We start from the raw sequence: 14,586 nt of genomic DNA, 5'->3' as shown, positions 1-14,586 counted from the left end.
CCTCGTGCAGCGCCCAGAGCTCAGTCGAGCGGCACCTCGACAAACTCCACCAGCCCCTCCCGCAGCAGCACTTCAGCGATGGCCGGGCCCGTGGACACGGCGCGGATGCGCTCGCTGACGCGATCGAGGGCCTGCTGGGGATCGCTGCCCTGGGGCAGGGTGGCCAGCACGTCGGGAAGGGCCAGCTGACCGATGGCGATCACTGGCTGACCGGCCACCATGCCGGCCTGCAGGAACTCCGTGAGGGTGAGGATGCCCAGGGGCGAGGCGGTGCCGGTGGCCAGGGCCAGGTTGGTGAGGCGGGTGGCGATGCTGGTGCAGCGGTGGGCGATCGATCCGGCACCCACGGCCCCGGTGATCTCAGCCACCGGGGCCAGATTCGTGGAGCTGAGGGCCGGCACCGCCATCGGGTTCGTCACCACATTGAAGGAGGGTTTGGGGATCAGGCCGAGGCCGATCCAGTAGCTCCCCTCGGCTTCGACACAGCCAAAGCCGTAGACGGCCTCACCGCTCAGGCGGGCCACGCCGGGTTCACCGGCCCCGGAGGCGGGCATGGCAGCGGCGGCGGCAGGCAGGGCCAGGGGCAGGCCGACGGCCAGGGCCGCGCTGGCCAGCAGCTGGCGCCAGCGCCGTGCGGCCGGGTCAGGGGAGAGGGCGGTCTTAGGAGCAGGCAGATAGGGTGCTGGGCGTGGCTCAGGCATTGGCTGCTGGTGGATCGGCAGCCCCCATGATTGCCGCAGCAGGCCCCACTGACAGGGCTTCGTCGCCATCGGCCGGGATCCGCTCCGCCAGGGCCAGGCAGGCATCCATCTCCTGCCAGAGCAGTTCTCTGCGCTCCGCGGTGACGGCATAGGAGCGGTGATGCAGATCCCGCCCCATGTAGAGGAGGGCGGCGCGGACCCGGCGCCAGTCGTCCGGGCCCAGGGGCGAAGCCGGCGACGGGCCCGCTGGGCTGGCCCCGCTCATGCCACCAGCACAGGGGCCGAGCGGCGACGGGCCCGGGGGGATGGCGGCCGGGCAGGTCCAGCCACCACGCGGGCCTTGCCATGGGCAGCGCTGCTGACAGGGGCCGTGGGGCGACGCCTGAGGCCCTGGCGCAGGGCCAACCAGCCATCGACCAGCCAGACCACGGCCATCAAAACCAGAACCAGGAGCTCGGGGGCTGACGTTGAGGTGCCCGGAGCTGAGGTGGCCGGAGCTGAGGTGGCTGGGGTTGGCTGCGCTTCCACGGCAGGCTGGACCAGAGCCAGAGTCTGGAGGGCCACCGGGGTTTCCAGCAGCGCGTCCCAGGGGGCCGCCGGATGGGCCCGGAAGAAGCCATCCGAACGCCTGCTCAGCAACCGTTCCGAGAGGGTGGGATTCATGGGCGCCCTGGCGCTGCGGCGCCCAGCTGGTGCTCCTGTCTTAACGCCCTTTGGCCCAACTGCCAGTGGCAGGGGAAGCGGCCTGGCCCGGGTCCGTTCCAGCGGTGGCGTCAAGCCGAGGCGGCCAGGCGCTGGCGCAGCAGGGGCAGTTCCCGATCGATCAGCTCCCGGGCCTCCTCCAGGTTGGAGACCTGGCCGAGGGGCACGCCGCTGCCATGGGTGATGCGGAACAGCGGCGGGGCCGAGGGTTCGGCGGCCAGCTCAACGCTGCAACCGCGGTGGCTCCAGGAGGCAAGGGCTGGGGGTCGGTCCATCACGCTCTCCCTTGAGTCTCATGCCTTGATTCCACTGAAGGGGAAGGGTCTTGGTTTGGCAAGGCCGCGGTGTGCGCCTGCGCACCGGGCGGTGGCGAGCGGGCAGGATGGGCCCACTGACGGATGGACCATGGAAGCGAGCTGGAAAGGTGCCGTGATCGCCAGCAGCGACGACATCGTGATGGTGGAGGGGAACGCCTACTTCCCCGCCGAGGCCCTCAACAGCGCCCTGGTGCGGCCCTCCGAGCACCGCAGCGTCTGCGGCTGGAAGGGGGAGGCCCACTACTACGACGTGGTGGTGGACGGAGCGGTGAACGCCAATGCCGTGTGGACCTACCCGGAACCGAAGGAGGCCGCCCGCCAGATCCAGGGCCGGGTGGCCTTCTGGAAAGGCGTCAGCGTGCGCTGAGCAGCGCCGCGATGCCTGCCGATCCGGCCGTTCTCGACGTTGACCTGCTGCGCTTCGAGCGGGGCGATCAGCGTGCCCGTGAGGCCGTGGTGGACGGGGTGCGCCGCAGCCTGGCCACCGGCTTCGTGACCACCAGCCACGACCTGCCCCTGGACCTGCTGGATGAGGCCTATGGCCTGCTGGAGCAGTTCTTTCAGCTGCCCCAACCCCGCAAGCAGGCCTTCCGGGTGGAGGGCGCCAGTGGCCAGACCGGCTACACCGGCACCCTGGTGGAAACCGCCGCCGGGGCGTCCCTGGCCGACTGGAAGGAGATGCTCAACTGGGCGGAGCCGATTCCGGCGCACCACCCCCTGCGTCGGCGCTACCCCCTCCTCTACCCGGAGCAGGGCCTGCCCGAGGCCGCGGTGCCGGGTATCAGCGCGGTGCTCACCGCCTTCCACGCGGCCATCGCCGCGCTACAGCGCCGTTTCCTGCGGGTGATCGCCGTGGGTCTGGGGCTGGATGAGGCGATCTTCGAGGCGATGGTGGCCGAGGCGCCCACCCTCACCCGGGCGGTGCACTACCCGCCCATGCCCCAGGCACCGGCGGGGGGCCACCTGTGGGCTGCCCCCCACGCCGACATCAACCTGATCACGGCCCTGCCCCGGGCCACAGCGCCGGGGCTGCAGGTGTTGGTGGGGGAGCAGTGGCTGCCGGCCACGCCGCCCGAGGGCCATGTGATCCTCAACAGCGGCCTGATGCTGGAGCGCCTCAGCAATGGCCTGATCCCCAGCGGCTGGCACCGGGTGATGGCCGATCCCGCCGCCAGCGGCTCCCGCCTGAGCGTGGTGCAGTTCTGCCATCCGCGACCCACCACGGTGCTGCAGCCCTTCAACGCCTGCTGCAGCGCCGAGCGCCCCCAGCGCTGGGCAGGGGAGCTGGTGGCTGATGTGCTGGAAGACACTCTCTACCGGATCAATCTGCTGACCGCGGATGGTGACGGGGGCAGCCAGGCGACTGCTCCAGCCGCCTAGCCACGCTGGTCGGCATGCTGGAGCCCTGATCCCACCCCCTCGCGATGGCCTGTTCCAGCTGCGGCAGCTGGTCGGTGAAGGCAGACCGCAGCCTGGCCGGCCGCTTTGTTTGCGGGCGCTGCGGGCGCCCGCTCGGCCTCAAGGCCGAGAAGCAGGTGAGGCGCCGCAGCGGAGGCTCGGGGCGGCGCCTGCCCCGCCCACGGCTTTGGTGGCTGCTGGGTCTGCTGGCGCTGGGAGCCCTTCTGGCCAGTCTGGAACCGGGCCGACGCAGCCCCAGGCCGTTGCCGCCCTCAGGCTCCCAGCCACCGGGACGGGCGCTCTGACCCCCTGAAGCCAGCAGCTAGCGGGAAGCGGAGCCACGGGCTGCCGCCTGGTCGCCATCCCACTGGAAGCCATCATCGTTCCAGGCGCTGGGATCCTCGATCGGCTCCAGGTGGGTCAAAACATGGCTGCGGGGCAGGGCAGCGGCAATGTCGTGCTCCAGGGCGGAGCAGAAGTCATGGCCCCGCTGCACGCTCCAGTGGCCCGGCACCAGCACGTGCAGGCTCACGAAGCGGCGGGAGCCGGCCACCCGGGTGCGCACGGCGTGGAAGGCCACCTGATCGCCGCTGCGGGCTGCCAGCAACCGGGCGAGCCGCTGCTGGTCGGGCTCGGCCAGGGAGCGATCCATCAGCCCGGAGGCCGTCTCACGCAGCAGCTGCCAGCCCGTGAACAGGATGTTGGCCGCCACAGCGATCGCCACCAGGGGATCCAGCACCGTGAGGCCCGTGAGCGGCACCAGCACCAGGGACACAACCACCCCAAGGGAGGTCCAGACATCGGTGAGCAGGTGCTGGCCATCCGCCCGCAGGGTGATCGAATCAAAGCGCCGCGACGCCCGCAACAGCAGCACCGCCACCAGGCCGTTGAGGGCCGTGGCCAGCAGCGACAGCATCAGGCCCAGGCCCACCTGCTGCAGGGGCTGGGGGTTCAGCAGCCGGCCAAAGGCGCTCTGCAGGATCAGCAGCGCCGCCAGCACGATCAGGGCGCTCTCGAGGCCGCTGGAGAAGTATTCGGCCTTGAAGTGGCCGTAGTTGTGCTCGCGATCGGCGGGCCTGGCCGCCAGGGTGAGGGCCCAGAAGGCCCCCAGCGCCGCCGCCAGATTCACCAGGGATTCGAGCGCGTCGGAGTACAGGCCCACCGATCCCGTGAGGCGCCAGGCCGCGAGCTTGATCACCATGGTGCTCACGGCCGCCCCAACGGACAGCAGGGTGTAGGAGCGGGGCGAACGAAAGCCGATCACAGGACCCTGGCGGGCTCGCATTGTGAAGCCCCCCGGAGCCTGGCGGCGGTCTGCTGGGCGACCGTGGGCCAGGCGAGGGCCTAATTTGCGGGCCTTGGTGTCGTCCGTTCACGCCCCTCTGCCCATGCGGTTTCTGGCCCTGCACCTCGAACCAGGCAGCGACGTGCGCCAGTCCCTGGAGCAGCTGGCCGCCCAGGAGGGCGGCCACGGCTTCGTGCTGAGCGTGGTGGGGAACCTCACCCAGGCCTCCTTCCAGTGCCCCGGCGAGGCCGGCCCCACCGTGCTGACGGGAGAGCTGGAGATCATCACCCTGCAGGGCACGGTGGCCGCCCGGGGGGTGCACCTGCACCTGAGCTTCTCCGACAACGCCTGCCAGGTGTGGGGCGGCCACCTGGAGCCCGGCACGCTGGTGTACAAGGGCGCCGACCTGCTGGTGGGGCTGTTCGATGCGGAGCCGGGCCCCGAGCAGCAGAGCGCTGAACCCCTGATGGTGCCCCTGGCCCAGGCCGCCACGGTGCCCCGGGTGGAGGTGGCGGTGCTGCCGGGCTGCCCGTTCTCAGCGCGGGCGCTGCGCATGCTGCGCACCCTTGGCATTGCTCACCGGGTGATCGAGCCCAGCCAGCCGGGCAGCGTGCCCCAGGTGTTCATCGACGGCGCCTTCATCGGGGGCTATGACGCCCTCGCCGAGCTTCACGCCCGCGGCAGCCTCGATGGCCTCCGCGGCGCCTGAAGGGTTGTGTCCGCTCAAGCCCGCCTGTTGCCATGACCAGCCTGCAGCTGCACACCCAGGCGGGCTGCGGGCTGGCGATCGGCCGCTACCCACGCTTCCGCTACGACGCCCGGGGCGGCAGCGGCAGGGCAACCTGCACCCCTGTTGACGACAGGCTGGAGATCGTCTTCGACCCAGCCGACCTCAGCATCCCCCCGCTGAACTGGCGCACAACGCAGGTGCTGGTGCTGCCCCTGCCGCCGGGGCTGCAGATCGCCATCGAACCCCTCACTCTCGCCGGCCAGCTCGTGCCGGCCAGCGGCGCCGTGACGCTGCGCTTCGAGGCGCGCTTCCATTGCAGCTGGGCCGGGCTCTACCGTCCGCCGCCGCTGCTGGTGACCACGGATCTCAGCACAGGATCGGTGGCTGGCCAGCGCCACCACGCCAAGGGCAGCCCCCTGGATGCCCGCGGCCAGGGTTGTCTGGTGGGCGTGGCGCGGGTGCCCCCCAGCGGCGATCCCTGGCTCGACGGCTTTCTGGGCCTGCCGGATGACGCCCTGGCGGTGCTGCGCTGTGGGTTTGATGGGTTGAAGGGGGAAAGGAGTGCAATGGATGCCGCAGACCTTCCATAGCCAGTCGTGTGATTTACATCATTTCGGGCCGGATGCGGTTTCCCGAATCTCCATTGAGGACTACAGCCGGGGTCTGCAACTAAGAACTGCAGCTGCAACGCCACCTACAGGAAGCCATCGAGATCACCAGCCGTGGAGTGAGCTTTGTGGTCAGCTCGGGCACCGGTTCAGGGCAGTCAATCGGCTTGCTCATGCCGATCGGCACTGGACAGGATCAAGGGATCCGAAGGTGATCGATGATGCCCAGGGCCTGGAGATCCCGGTGCTCGGGGTGCGAGTGGAACCGGAAGTAGGGCGTCAGCTCGGCAAGAGCCACAGCACCTGCGTGTGTAAGGCCCTGCACCACTACCTGCAACGCTTCGGCAACGCCGAGGAGGCCAGGCGACAGTCCCAGCTGCTGGCGGCCCAGGAGCCTCAGGGGCATTGGAGCGAGCAGCTGCCGGATTGGGGCGACTGGACGGCATGACGGCGCTGCTCTTGAGCCGCGGCACCGTGGTGACTGTGGCCAGTGCCGGGGTGTACTCGGGCAAGCCCAGGCCGACAGTTGTGGTTCAAGCTGATCGCTGGCTGCAGGCGCACCCCAGCGTCACGCTCTGCCCGCTCACCAGCACCCTGTTGGAGGCCCCACTGGTGCACATCGCTGTGGCACCAAGCGATCGCAACGGCCTGCGCAAGCCATGTCAGCTGATGGTGGACAAGTTGTTCACTGTTCCGGTCGTTGCCATCGGCGGCATCCTGGGCCAACTGGAGCCCCAGCGGCTCATCGAGCTGGACCTGGCCCTGCGTGGCTGGCTGGAGCTGCCATGAGGTAGCCAAAGCTCGCTCGTTCGGTTTGTCATCCCCAGGCCCGGCTTGGTCGTGAAGGTGCTTGCTGGGCCCGGCCCTTCCACCACCTGGATTCGCCTTGGCCTTGGAGCAGATCGCTGAACGGCTGCTCCAACAGGGCAAGATCATCAATCGTTCCAAGCCAGTTCGCGACGCACGCAATCCCTGTTCAAGCTCAGGATTCATCAGCACCGGAACTCACTCCTCCAGCCTCGCGGTGGTGCCACTCGGCACAATGGCGAGGCCGATCGGGGCCAGGGCGATCAGCGCCAGCTTCACGTGCTGGATGCCGAAGGGGATGCCCACGATGGTCACGAAGCAGGCCAGGGCCGAGCTGAGGTGGCCGATGGCCAGCCACCAGCCCGCCAGCAGGAACCAGATCACATTGCCCACCAGCCCCAGGGGGCCGGTGCCGAAGTCGGAGCGGCCGGTGAGTTCCTGGCGGCTGATCGCCTCCTTGCCGAAGGGCCAGAAGGAGAAGTTGCCGATCACGAAGCAGGCCCGGGCCCAGGGAATCCCCACCACGGTGAGGGCCGCCACCAGGCCGGCCAGCCACTAGCCCAGGCCCATCACAAAGCCCCCCAGCACAAACCAGAGAACGTTCAGCAGAAAACCGAGCATCCCTTCACCTCTGCGCAGCAGTGTGGCGCTGGCGCAGCTTCAGCCTGCCCCGGCTGCCCTAGTTTGACCCGGTGGCCCTGGCCCTGGCGCCTGACGCTGCCCCCCCATGTTCTTCCGGATCCACCACACCCTCCACTACCACTACGACCAACCCGTGTTCCTGGAGCCGCACACCCTGCGGCTCACCCCCCGGCAGAGCGCCACGCAGCGGCTGCTGAGCCACACCCTCACAGTGCGGGAACCGCCGGCCGGCAGCACGCCAGTGGAGGAGCCCGGCGGCGCCGACACCACTGAGATCTGGTTCACGGGCCTGCGCCAGGAGCTCTGGATCCACACCACCACCGTGGTGGAAACGCTGCGCCGCAACCCCTTCGACTGGATCCTCACCGATCCCAGCGCCCAGACCCTGCCCCTGCGCTACCCCCCCGCCACCGCGGCGGCCCTGGCCCCCTTCCTGGGCCAGGCGGAGCCGAGCGTGGCGGCCTGGGCCGCAGAGCTGGCGGCCGAGGCCGGCCAGCGCAGCACGGATCTGCTGCTGTTGCTGGCCGACCGCATCCACCACGGCTTCGAGCACATCGGTCGCTTCGACGGCGAACCGATGGCGCCCGCTGACACCCTGGCCCAGCGCCGCGGCGCCTGCCGCGACACGGCCATGCTCTACGTGGCGGCCTGCCGCAGCCTCGGCCTGGCGGCCCGCTTCGTGAGCGGCTACTCGATGCACCACCCGCCAGAGGTGAGCGAGCACGAGCTGCATGCCTGGGCGGAGGTGTGGCTCCCCGGCGGCGGCTGGCGCGCCTACGACCCCAGCCTCGGCCTGGCCGTGGCCGATGGCCACGTCACCCTGGTGACGGCCGCCGATCACCACCTGGCGGCGCCCGTGAGCGGCCACTACCGGGGCACCGGTGTGGGCTCCCACATGCACTACCGGGTGAGAGTGGAAGCGGGGCCTGATCCCGAGGGATTCCAGCCGCGCCAGGGCATGGCCGTGCTGGCCGACCCACGGCTGAACCGCGACACCGCCTTCAGCCCCGAGGAGCGGCGCAGCCTGCAGCTGGAGGCCCGGCTGCCAGCAGCGGTGGAGAGCCTCGAGCAGCAGGTGGAACGGGTGTGGCAGGGCTTCGCTGGCCTGCAGGGCAGCCTCGAGCGCTTCACCTACCTGGACCGGCTGCGCCGCAGCAACCGAACCCTCTTCCACGCCTTTCTGCAGGAGCACATCGAGGCGGCCCTGCCCGTGGTGTACACCCCCACCGTGGGGCGGGTGATCCAGGGCTTCAGCTACAGCCACCAGCCGCCTGACCTGGGCGCCTACCTCACGCCGGAGATGGAACCGCGGCTGCCCGAGCTGCTGCGCCAGGCCGCCGAAGGCCCGGTGGATCTGATGCTGATCACCGATGCGGAAGGAATCCTGGGGCTGGGCGACCAGGGCGTGGGCGGCATCCACATCTGCCAGGGCAAGCTGGCCGTCTACACCCTCTGCAGCGGCCTCCACCCGGGCCGGGTGCTGGCGGTGGCGCTCGATGTCGGCACCGACAACGCCGCCCTGCTGAACGATCCCCTTTACCTCGGCAGGCGTCAGCCGCGGCTGCGGGGCGAGGCCTACGACCGCTTCCTTGACGCCGTCGTGGCGGCGGCCCAGCAGGTGTTCCCGGGCGTGTTTCTGCACTGGGAGGACTTCGGCAAGCTCCAGGCCCGGCGGGTACTGGATCGCTACCGCGAGCAGGCCCCCAGCTTCAACGACGACATCCAGGGCACCAGCGGCGTGGCGGCGGCGGCGGTGCTGGCGGCCTGCCGGGGGCTGGGCACCGGTCTGGCCGAGCAGCGCATCGTGATCTTCGGTGCCGGCACAGCCGGCTGCGGCATCGCCGAACGGCTGCTGAGGCTGCTGCAGGCCGCCGGCCTGAGCGCCCTCCAGGCCCGCCAGAGGATCTGGGGCCTCGATCGCCGCGGGCTGATCGTGGCAGCGCCTGGATCAGAACCCCCCGCCGCCCTGGCCCGGCCTGCCGAGGAAGCGGAGCGCTTCAGCCGCAACGGCCAGGGGCAGATCGGGCTGCTGCAGGTGGTGCAGCAGGTGCGGCCCACCGTGCTGATCGGCACCTCCACCGTGGCCGGCGCCTTCGACCAGGCAGTGGTGGAGGCGATGGCCGCCGGCACCGAGCGCCCCGTGATCCTGCCCCTCTCCAACCCCACCAACCTGGCCGAGGCCAGCCCCGCCGATCTGCTCGCCTGGAGTGGCGGCAGGGCCCTGGTGGCCACGGGCAGCCCCTTCGCCCCGGTGCCCTGGGACGGCCAGGAGCGCGTGATCGGACAGTGCAACAACTGCTTCCTCTACCCCGGCCTGGGCTTTGCCTGTGTGGCCGTGGGCGCGACCCGGGTGAGTGAGGCCATGATCGATGCGGCCCTGGAAGCCCTGGCGTCCACCATTCCCGCCGCCCGGGATCCGCTGGAGCCGCTGATGCCACCCCTCACCCGGGTGCAGGCCGTGTCCCGGGCGGTGGCGGAGGCGGTGGCCCTGATGGCCGTGCAGCAGGGGCTGACGGAGCGGGCCAGCACGCCGGCCGAGGCGCTCCAGTGTCTCGATGCAGCCCGGTGGGAGCCCCGTTACACCGCCAGCTCGGCCGTGGGGTAGGCCCGTGGCGGCACCGGCCGCTGGGACCGGGCGGGGGCGGTCAGCTGGATCGGCACCAGGCTGCGCCGGAACCAGTCGTCGGGGGGAATAGGGCTGAGCAGACGGCCCAGCACCGCCAGCAGGGCCAGTGGCTCAAACGGCGCCCGCCGGTGGGGCCAGAGGCCGCTCTGGCGGTAGAGCCGCTGCTGCAGGGTCCGCTGCTGGCGGGGGCTGAGGCCACTCCAGAGGGCTCCGAGGCGATGGCCGCGGCACGCCGCCAGCTGCAGGGGCCAGCACTCCTGGCCCCAGGTGAGCTGCAGCAGTGAGGCAGGACCAGCCAAGGAGAGCGCCACCTGGCCAGCCTGCCGAGCACCTGGAGCCAGGGCCAGCTCCACCCCCTCCTCGCTGATCGCCCGCAGCAGCACCGGCTGGCCATCCAGGCAGGCGGGTTCACGCACGGCGAACCAGGGCAGAGCGGAACGTCGCGGACGGTCCCAGCAGCAGCGCAGGGCGAGCAGCAACAGCAGGGCGTTGATCAGGCTCCAGCTCACCCCCAGAGCCAGGCTGGCAGGGGTGACCGGCGCCAGCGCCGGCCCAGTGGGATCCTGCGCCCAGCCGAACAGATTGAGCAGGGCCAGCAACTGCAACAGCAGCAGCACCAGCAACGGCAGCCAGAGGCGGGGATCGGCGGCCTGCCTGCCGGCTATGGCCAGAGCCTTGGGGGTCACCTGGAAGCGCAGCGGGCGCTGCAGGGCCCAGCGGCAGATCGTCGCCACCAGCGGGATCAACACGATCCAGCGGTAGAGCTCAGGCAGCAGGCCGGTACGGGCCTGGTTGCTGAACCAGCGGGCCAGCAGCAGCTGGGCGCCAAAGAAGGGCAGGGCATAGCGCAGCAGGCCTGCGGCGGTGATCTGCAGAGGCAGCACGCCCAGCACGCCGATCATCAGCGGCATCAGGGCCAGCAGCAGCTGCGGCAGGGCGTTGAACCAGTGCAGGATGCCCTCCAGAAAGGCAAGCCGCTGCAGGGGCGTCAGCCCGGCAATGCGCAGCGGACTGGCGCCGGTGCGCAGGGTCTGGAGGGTGCCGCTGGCCCAGCGGCAGCGCTGGCGCACCAGGGCCGAGGCCGTGAACGGCGCCAACCCGGCGCTCAGCTTTTCGGGCAGATACACGCACTCCCCACCCGCCGCCGTCAGCCGGATGCCGGTGGCCAGGTCCTCCGAGGAGGTGCCCGTGTCGAAGCCCCCCACGGCCAGCAGGGCCGAACGGCGCACCAGGAACGACGTGCCGGCGCACACCACAGCGCCGACGCCCTGGCGCACCGGTTCGATCCAGCGGTAGAAGCTCTCCTCGTCGGGCATCAGCCAGCCCTCCAGCCGCAGGTTGCGGATCACCGGATCGGCGGTCATGTAGGTCTGGGGCGACTGCACCAGCGCCACCCGGGGCTCATCGAACAGCCCCACGCTGCGCAGCAGGAACGTGTTGAGCGGCACCACGTCGGCATCGAACACGGCGATCAGCTCGCCCTGCAGCAGGGGCAGCACGTGGTTGAGGTTGCCGGCCTTGGCATGCTCGCGGCCCCGGCGGAAGCTGTAGCGGCAGCCCAGCCGCCGGCAGAGCGCCTTCAGCTCAGGACGAGCGGCATCGTCCAGCAGCCACACCTGGGCCCGGGGATAGGTGAGCGCCAGGCAGCCCAGCAGGCAGCGCTCCACCAGCTCCAGTGGTTCCCCGCAGGTGGGAATCAGCACATCCACCCAGGGCAGGGGCAGCGAGGCGGATCCCGCGGGCTCCAGACGACGCTGCAACCGGGCGGCTGCCCGATCCGCCCGAGGGGTGATGCGCGGGTCAGGGGCAAGGCTGAAGCCGAGCTGCAGGAAGCTGTGGGCCAGCAGCCAGGTCTCGGCGAGCAGCACCAGCACACTCATCGAGCCGCTGAGCCAGTCGTCCAGCACCAGGGTGCTGGTGAGGCGCCACCACCAGTAACGGCCAGCCAGCAGGGCCAGCAGGGCCACGGCCCAGGGGAGACGCATCAGAGCAGGTCAGGGCTGGGGCGCCGGCGCTGGTGCCGGCGGTGGACACACCTTGTTGGTGAAGTCACAGGCATAGACAACCGACTTCTGCCAGCTGAGCGGAATCTCCAGCAGATCCCGCGGGCCGCTGATGCCCTGGGCCACGAAAATCAGCGCCGCGATCACATTGGCCGTGATGTGCAGCCGCCGCCAGCGCAGTTGCCGCAGAATCTCAGGCCGGGCCGCCACTGAGAACAGCATCAGGCCGGTGAGCCCCATGCCGCCCCAGAAGTGGGATTGCCAGAAGGCCGGATCGAGGGGATTGTCACTGAGGCGCCACACCTCCGGCTGCAGGCCCAGACCAATCACGCCGGCCCAGCAGAGCAGGGCGAAGCTGGCCCGGTAGATCGCCTCCTTGGCACGCCAGAGCGCCACCAACGCCGCCACGGTGCCAGCCAGCACGAGGAGCAACAGGCCGCTGCGGCCGGGCGTGAGTGCCGAGGGCTGCTTGGTGCTGATCACCACCACCATCGCCAGCAGTTCGATGCCCACCACCGCCGCCGCCAACCAGCGGCCGAAGTCCACATGCTCGCCGCCCACGCTGGGGGGCAGCTTCAGTTTCTGCACGCGCCGCTGGCGGGTCTGCTGGGCCAGGCGCAGCACCAGGCCGAGCAGGGGGTACACCAGCACCACCGCCAGGGCGGGATGCAACACCCAGAGCCAGTCCGTCGTTGTCATGGGCGTAAGGGCGCTGAGCAGAAGCTGCTTGTCAACTACAACCTAGGAAGCGGATTGGATTGGGCACGATCGTCAACACCTGCTGACGACCACGCGATGACGGGATCAATCGACCAGGAGCAACAGCTGCTCACCATTCACACCACCGTGGCCAACCTGGACGACGCCAGGCAGCTGGCGCGCCGGGTGGTGGCGGGAAGGCTGGCCGCCTGCGCCCAGCTGCAGCCGATCGACAGCCTCTACTTCTGGAAGGGCGAACTGGTTGAGGAGCAGGAGATCCGCATCAGTTTCAAGACCAGCAGGGGGCAGCAGCCGGCCCTGATGGAGCTGATCCGGGAGGCACACCCCTACGAGCTGCCGGAGATCTCCACCACCCCGCTGCAGGATGTCGATCCGGCCTATCGGCGCTGGCTGATCGAGCAGGTCCAGCCCTCAGGGGCGCCGGCTCCAGCACAGGAACCGAAGAAGGAGCCGGAGCAGGAGCCAAAGAGCCCCTGGCAATCCGATCCCATCGCCGAACGGTAGTCATGGATACAGGCACGCCCTGGGCAGCCTGTGCTCCCTTGCGGAACAAACCATGACGACTCTCCTCCAATCCCTGGCCCTGGCTGTGGTGCTGGCCGGCTCCTTCGGCGGCCTGGCCCAAGCCGAGCAGCGCGGTGGCCCCCATTCCGGTGGCTACCGGCCGCTCTCCCCTGCTGAGCACGCCCAGATGAAGGACGACTGCGCTGCCCCCAGCGCTCCCTGCGGCTGGTGATCCCAGCCTCTGGGCAGCACGGCTGAACTGAAGCGCCATTGCACCCCGCTTCAGCCCGGCCTTCACTGGAGCCGGCCAGACAATCCGGCTCCTGGCCGTCGCCATGCTGCTCTCGTTGCTGCTGATCGCCCTGCTCACCGGGGCTGGCTGGTGGCTGGCCGAGGCCACCGCGATCGGCCGTCAGCTGGGCACCACCCTGTTGGTGCTGTTCCTTGGCCTGCTCACCACCAACCTCTTCGGCTGGAAGGCCGAGGCGGCGGCCGAAGCCGTGGTGACAGGGCCGCTCACCTCCCTCGCCATCGCCCTGTTGCTGCTGGCGGTGGATCTGCGCCGGGTGTGGCCCGGGGCGCAGCGGCTGCTGCAGCCCTTCGCCACGGCGGTGCTGGCGGCCGTGCTGGGCACCGGCCTGGGGGCATGGCTGCTGGGCGGGCGGCTCGGTGCCGATCTGCCGGCCCTCAGCGGTCTGTTCACGGCCACCTTCAGCGGCGGCAGCCTCAACTTCGTGTCGGTGGCCCGCACCCTGCAGCCCCCTGAGGGCCTGGTGCTGGTGGCCACCGCCGCCGACCATGTGGTGTTCAGCCTCTGGTTTCTGATCAGCCTGGCCCTGGGACGCCGCCACAGAGCTCACCCAGCCGAATCCCTCAGCGCCACAGCCGGCGCCGAGCACTCGGCCAGTCCTGAACAGATCGCCAGCTCCGCAGCCTGGGAGCCCACCAGTGCCCGCCCCCGCGACCTCCTGAGCCGGGCCGGCGGCGTGGCCCTGCTCTGGGGGGTGGTGATCGTGGTGATCAGCGAGGCGGCCACAGGCGTCCTCCAGAACTGGTGGCCCGGCGCCCCCGGCATCCTGGTGCTCACCAGCATCGCCCTGGCGGCGGCCCAGCTACCGGCCCTGTCCCAGTTGCGGCTCAGCTATCCGCTGGGGCTGCTGCTGATCCAGCCTTTCTTCACCGTGATCGGTCTCAATTCACCCGTGCAGGGCCTGCTGGGGGAAGGCCGCTGGGTGTTTGCCCTGGCCAGCCTGATCGTGGCCGTGCAGGCGCTGGTCGTGCTGCTGGTGGGCCGCTGGCGGCACTGGGGACTGGCCGACAGCCTCGTGGGCTGCCAGGCCGCCGTGGGTGGCCCCAGCACCGCCCTGGCCCTGGCCGGCGCCCTCCAGCGCCCCGATCTGGCCCTGCCGAGCGTGGCGATCGGCCTGCTGGGCTATGTGGTGGGCACCTACCTGGGCCTGGTGATGGCAGGCCTGCTGGCGGGCTAGGGGATTGGCCGCCGCCGGGCCTGCCGTTGCTGCCATCGGGCCCCCAGAATGCCGAC

18 protein-coding genes and 1 pseudogene are annotated in these 14,586 nt (G+C 70.4%); 11 read left to right on the top strand and 8 right to left on the bottom strand.

Annotation, left to right across the window (positions count from 1 at the left end; translation table 11 throughout):
• Positions 1-20 precede the first annotated feature (20 nt).
• The 4 genes from CyaNS01_RS06015 to CyaNS01_RS06000 all read right to left on the bottom strand — a co-directional run bounded on the left by CyaNS01_RS06015 (position 21) and on the right by CyaNS01_RS06000 (position 1,678).
• Positions 21-701 (bottom strand): hypothetical protein, encoded by a 681-nt coding sequence (locus CyaNS01_RS06015; RefSeq protein ID WP_186699624.1) that lies wholly within the window; start codon positions 699-701, stop codon positions 21-23.
• Positions 694-966 carry a hypothetical protein gene (locus CyaNS01_RS06010; protein ID WP_225875843.1) on the bottom strand — a complete coding sequence of 91 codons (273 nt, stop codon included), beginning with the start codon at positions 964-966 and terminating at the stop codon, positions 694-696. The genes CyaNS01_RS06015 and CyaNS01_RS06010 overlap by 8 nt, the downstream gene beginning before the upstream one ends.
• Complete coding sequence (locus tag CyaNS01_RS06005; protein WP_186699622.1) at positions 963-1,364, bottom strand: hypothetical protein; 402 nt, start codon at positions 1,362-1,364, stop codon at positions 963-965. Before CyaNS01_RS06005 ends, CyaNS01_RS06010 begins: the two co-directional genes overlap by 4 nt.
• A gap of 110 nt (positions 1,365-1,474) precedes the next feature.
• The gene (locus tag CyaNS01_RS06000) at positions 1,475-1,678 is read right to left on the bottom strand and encodes a hypothetical protein (RefSeq protein ID WP_186699621.1); all 204 of its coding nucleotides are present in this window, start codon (positions 1,676-1,678) and stop codon (positions 1,475-1,477) included.
• Positions 1,679-1,808: 130 nt separating this feature from the next.
• On the opposite strand from CyaNS01_RS06000, the gene CyaNS01_RS05995 reads away from it, so the two are divergent.
• From CyaNS01_RS05995 to CyaNS01_RS05985, 3 genes are read left to right on the top strand one after another with little or no spacing between them, the layout of a single operon-like run.
• Complete coding sequence (locus tag CyaNS01_RS05995; RefSeq protein ID WP_186699619.1) at positions 1,809-2,087, top strand: DUF427 domain-containing protein; 279 nt, start codon at positions 1,809-1,811, stop codon at positions 2,085-2,087.
• An 11-nt stretch (positions 2,088-2,098) separates the two neighbouring features.
• Positions 2,099-3,100 (top strand): isopenicillin N synthase family oxygenase, encoded by a 1,002-nt coding sequence (locus tag CyaNS01_RS05990; protein WP_186699617.1) that lies wholly within the window; start codon positions 2,099-2,101, stop codon positions 3,098-3,100.
• 44 nt (positions 3,101-3,144) lie between these two features.
• Entirely contained in the window at positions 3,145-3,423 is a 279-nt protein-coding gene (locus CyaNS01_RS05985; RefSeq protein WP_186699615.1) for a transcriptional regulator, read from the top strand.
• A gap of 17 nt (positions 3,424-3,440) precedes the next feature.
• Here CyaNS01_RS05985 and CyaNS01_RS05980 read toward each other — a convergent pair whose 3' ends face one another.
• The gene (locus CyaNS01_RS05980; protein ID WP_186700365.1) at positions 3,441-4,379 is read right to left on the bottom strand and encodes a cation diffusion facilitator family transporter; all 939 of its coding nucleotides are present in this window, start codon (positions 4,377-4,379) and stop codon (positions 3,441-3,443) included.
• A 127-nt stretch (positions 4,380-4,506) separates the two neighbouring features.
• On the opposite strand from CyaNS01_RS05980, the gene CyaNS01_RS05975 reads away from it, so the two are divergent.
• The 4 genes from CyaNS01_RS05975 (at position 4,507) to CyaNS01_RS05960 (ending at position 6,530) form a co-directional block, all read left to right on the top strand.
• Entirely contained in the window at positions 4,507-5,112 is a 606-nt protein-coding gene (locus CyaNS01_RS05975; protein ID WP_186699613.1) for a PCC domain-containing protein, read from the top strand.
• 32 nt (positions 5,113-5,144) lie between these two features.
• A complete protein-coding gene (locus tag CyaNS01_RS05970; RefSeq protein ID WP_186699611.1) occupies positions 5,145-5,723 on the top strand; it encodes a hypothetical protein in 579 nt (192 codons plus the stop codon).
• A 229-nt stretch (positions 5,724-5,952) separates the two neighbouring features.
• Entirely contained in the window at positions 5,953-6,189 is a 237-nt protein-coding gene (locus CyaNS01_RS05965) for a hypothetical protein (protein ID WP_186699610.1), read from the top strand.
• A complete protein-coding gene (locus CyaNS01_RS05960; protein WP_225875842.1) occupies positions 6,186-6,530 on the top strand; it encodes a type II toxin-antitoxin system PemK/MazF family toxin in 345 nt (114 codons plus the stop codon). The genes CyaNS01_RS05965 and CyaNS01_RS05960 overlap by 4 nt, the downstream gene beginning before the upstream one ends.
• Before the next feature lie 216 nt (positions 6,531-6,746).
• Here CyaNS01_RS05960 and CyaNS01_RS05955 read toward each other — a convergent pair.
• Positions 6,747-7,169, bottom strand: a pseudogene (locus CyaNS01_RS05955) (YccF domain-containing protein).
• Between the two features lie 106 nt (positions 7,170-7,275).
• Here CyaNS01_RS05955 and maeA point away from each other — a divergent pair.
• A complete protein-coding gene (gene maeA / locus CyaNS01_RS05950) occupies positions 7,276-9,795 on the top strand; it encodes an oxaloacetate-decarboxylating malate dehydrogenase (protein ID WP_186699608.1) in 2,520 nt (839 codons plus the stop codon).
• On the opposite strand, the gene CyaNS01_RS05945 is transcribed toward maeA, so the two are convergent.
• Together CyaNS01_RS05945 and CyaNS01_RS05940 are read right to left on the bottom strand one after the other, a co-directional pair.
• The gene (locus CyaNS01_RS05945) at positions 9,768-11,801 is read right to left on the bottom strand and encodes a glycosyltransferase (protein ID WP_186699606.1); all 2,034 of its coding nucleotides are present in this window, start codon (positions 11,799-11,801) and stop codon (positions 9,768-9,770) included. The two genes, maeA and CyaNS01_RS05945, sit on opposite strands and share 28 nt — an antisense overlap.
• A 9-nt stretch (positions 11,802-11,810) precedes the next feature.
• Positions 11,811-12,518 (bottom strand): DUF4079 domain-containing protein, encoded by a 708-nt coding sequence (locus CyaNS01_RS05940; protein ID WP_186699604.1) that lies wholly within the window; start codon positions 12,516-12,518, stop codon positions 11,811-11,813.
• Between the two features lie 96 nt (positions 12,519-12,614).
• Here CyaNS01_RS05940 and cutA point away from each other — a divergent pair, with 96 nt between their 5' ends.
• The 3 genes from cutA (at position 12,615) to CyaNS01_RS05925 (ending at position 14,530) form a co-directional block, all read left to right on the top strand.
• Complete coding sequence (cutA, locus tag CyaNS01_RS05935; protein ID WP_186699602.1) at positions 12,615-13,043, top strand: divalent-cation tolerance protein CutA; 429 nt, start codon at positions 12,615-12,617, stop codon at positions 13,041-13,043.
• Between the two features lie 52 nt (positions 13,044-13,095).
• Positions 13,096-13,275 (top strand): hypothetical protein, encoded by a 180-nt coding sequence (locus CyaNS01_RS05930; protein ID WP_186699601.1) that lies wholly within the window; start codon positions 13,096-13,098, stop codon positions 13,273-13,275.
• 103 nt (positions 13,276-13,378) lie between these two features.
• Complete coding sequence (locus CyaNS01_RS05925; protein ID WP_186699600.1) at positions 13,379-14,530, top strand: DUF819 family protein; 1,152 nt, start codon at positions 13,379-13,381, stop codon at positions 14,528-14,530.
• Positions 14,531-14,586 lie beyond the last annotated feature (56 nt).

Source organism: Cyanobium sp. NS01, from assembly GCF_014280235.1.
Taxonomy (GTDB): Bacteria; Cyanobacteriota; Cyanobacteriia; order PCC-6307; family Cyanobiaceae; genus NIES-981.
The sequence above is the reverse complement of the archived record's forward strand: the minus strand, read 5'-3'. Positions and strand labels throughout refer to the sequence as shown.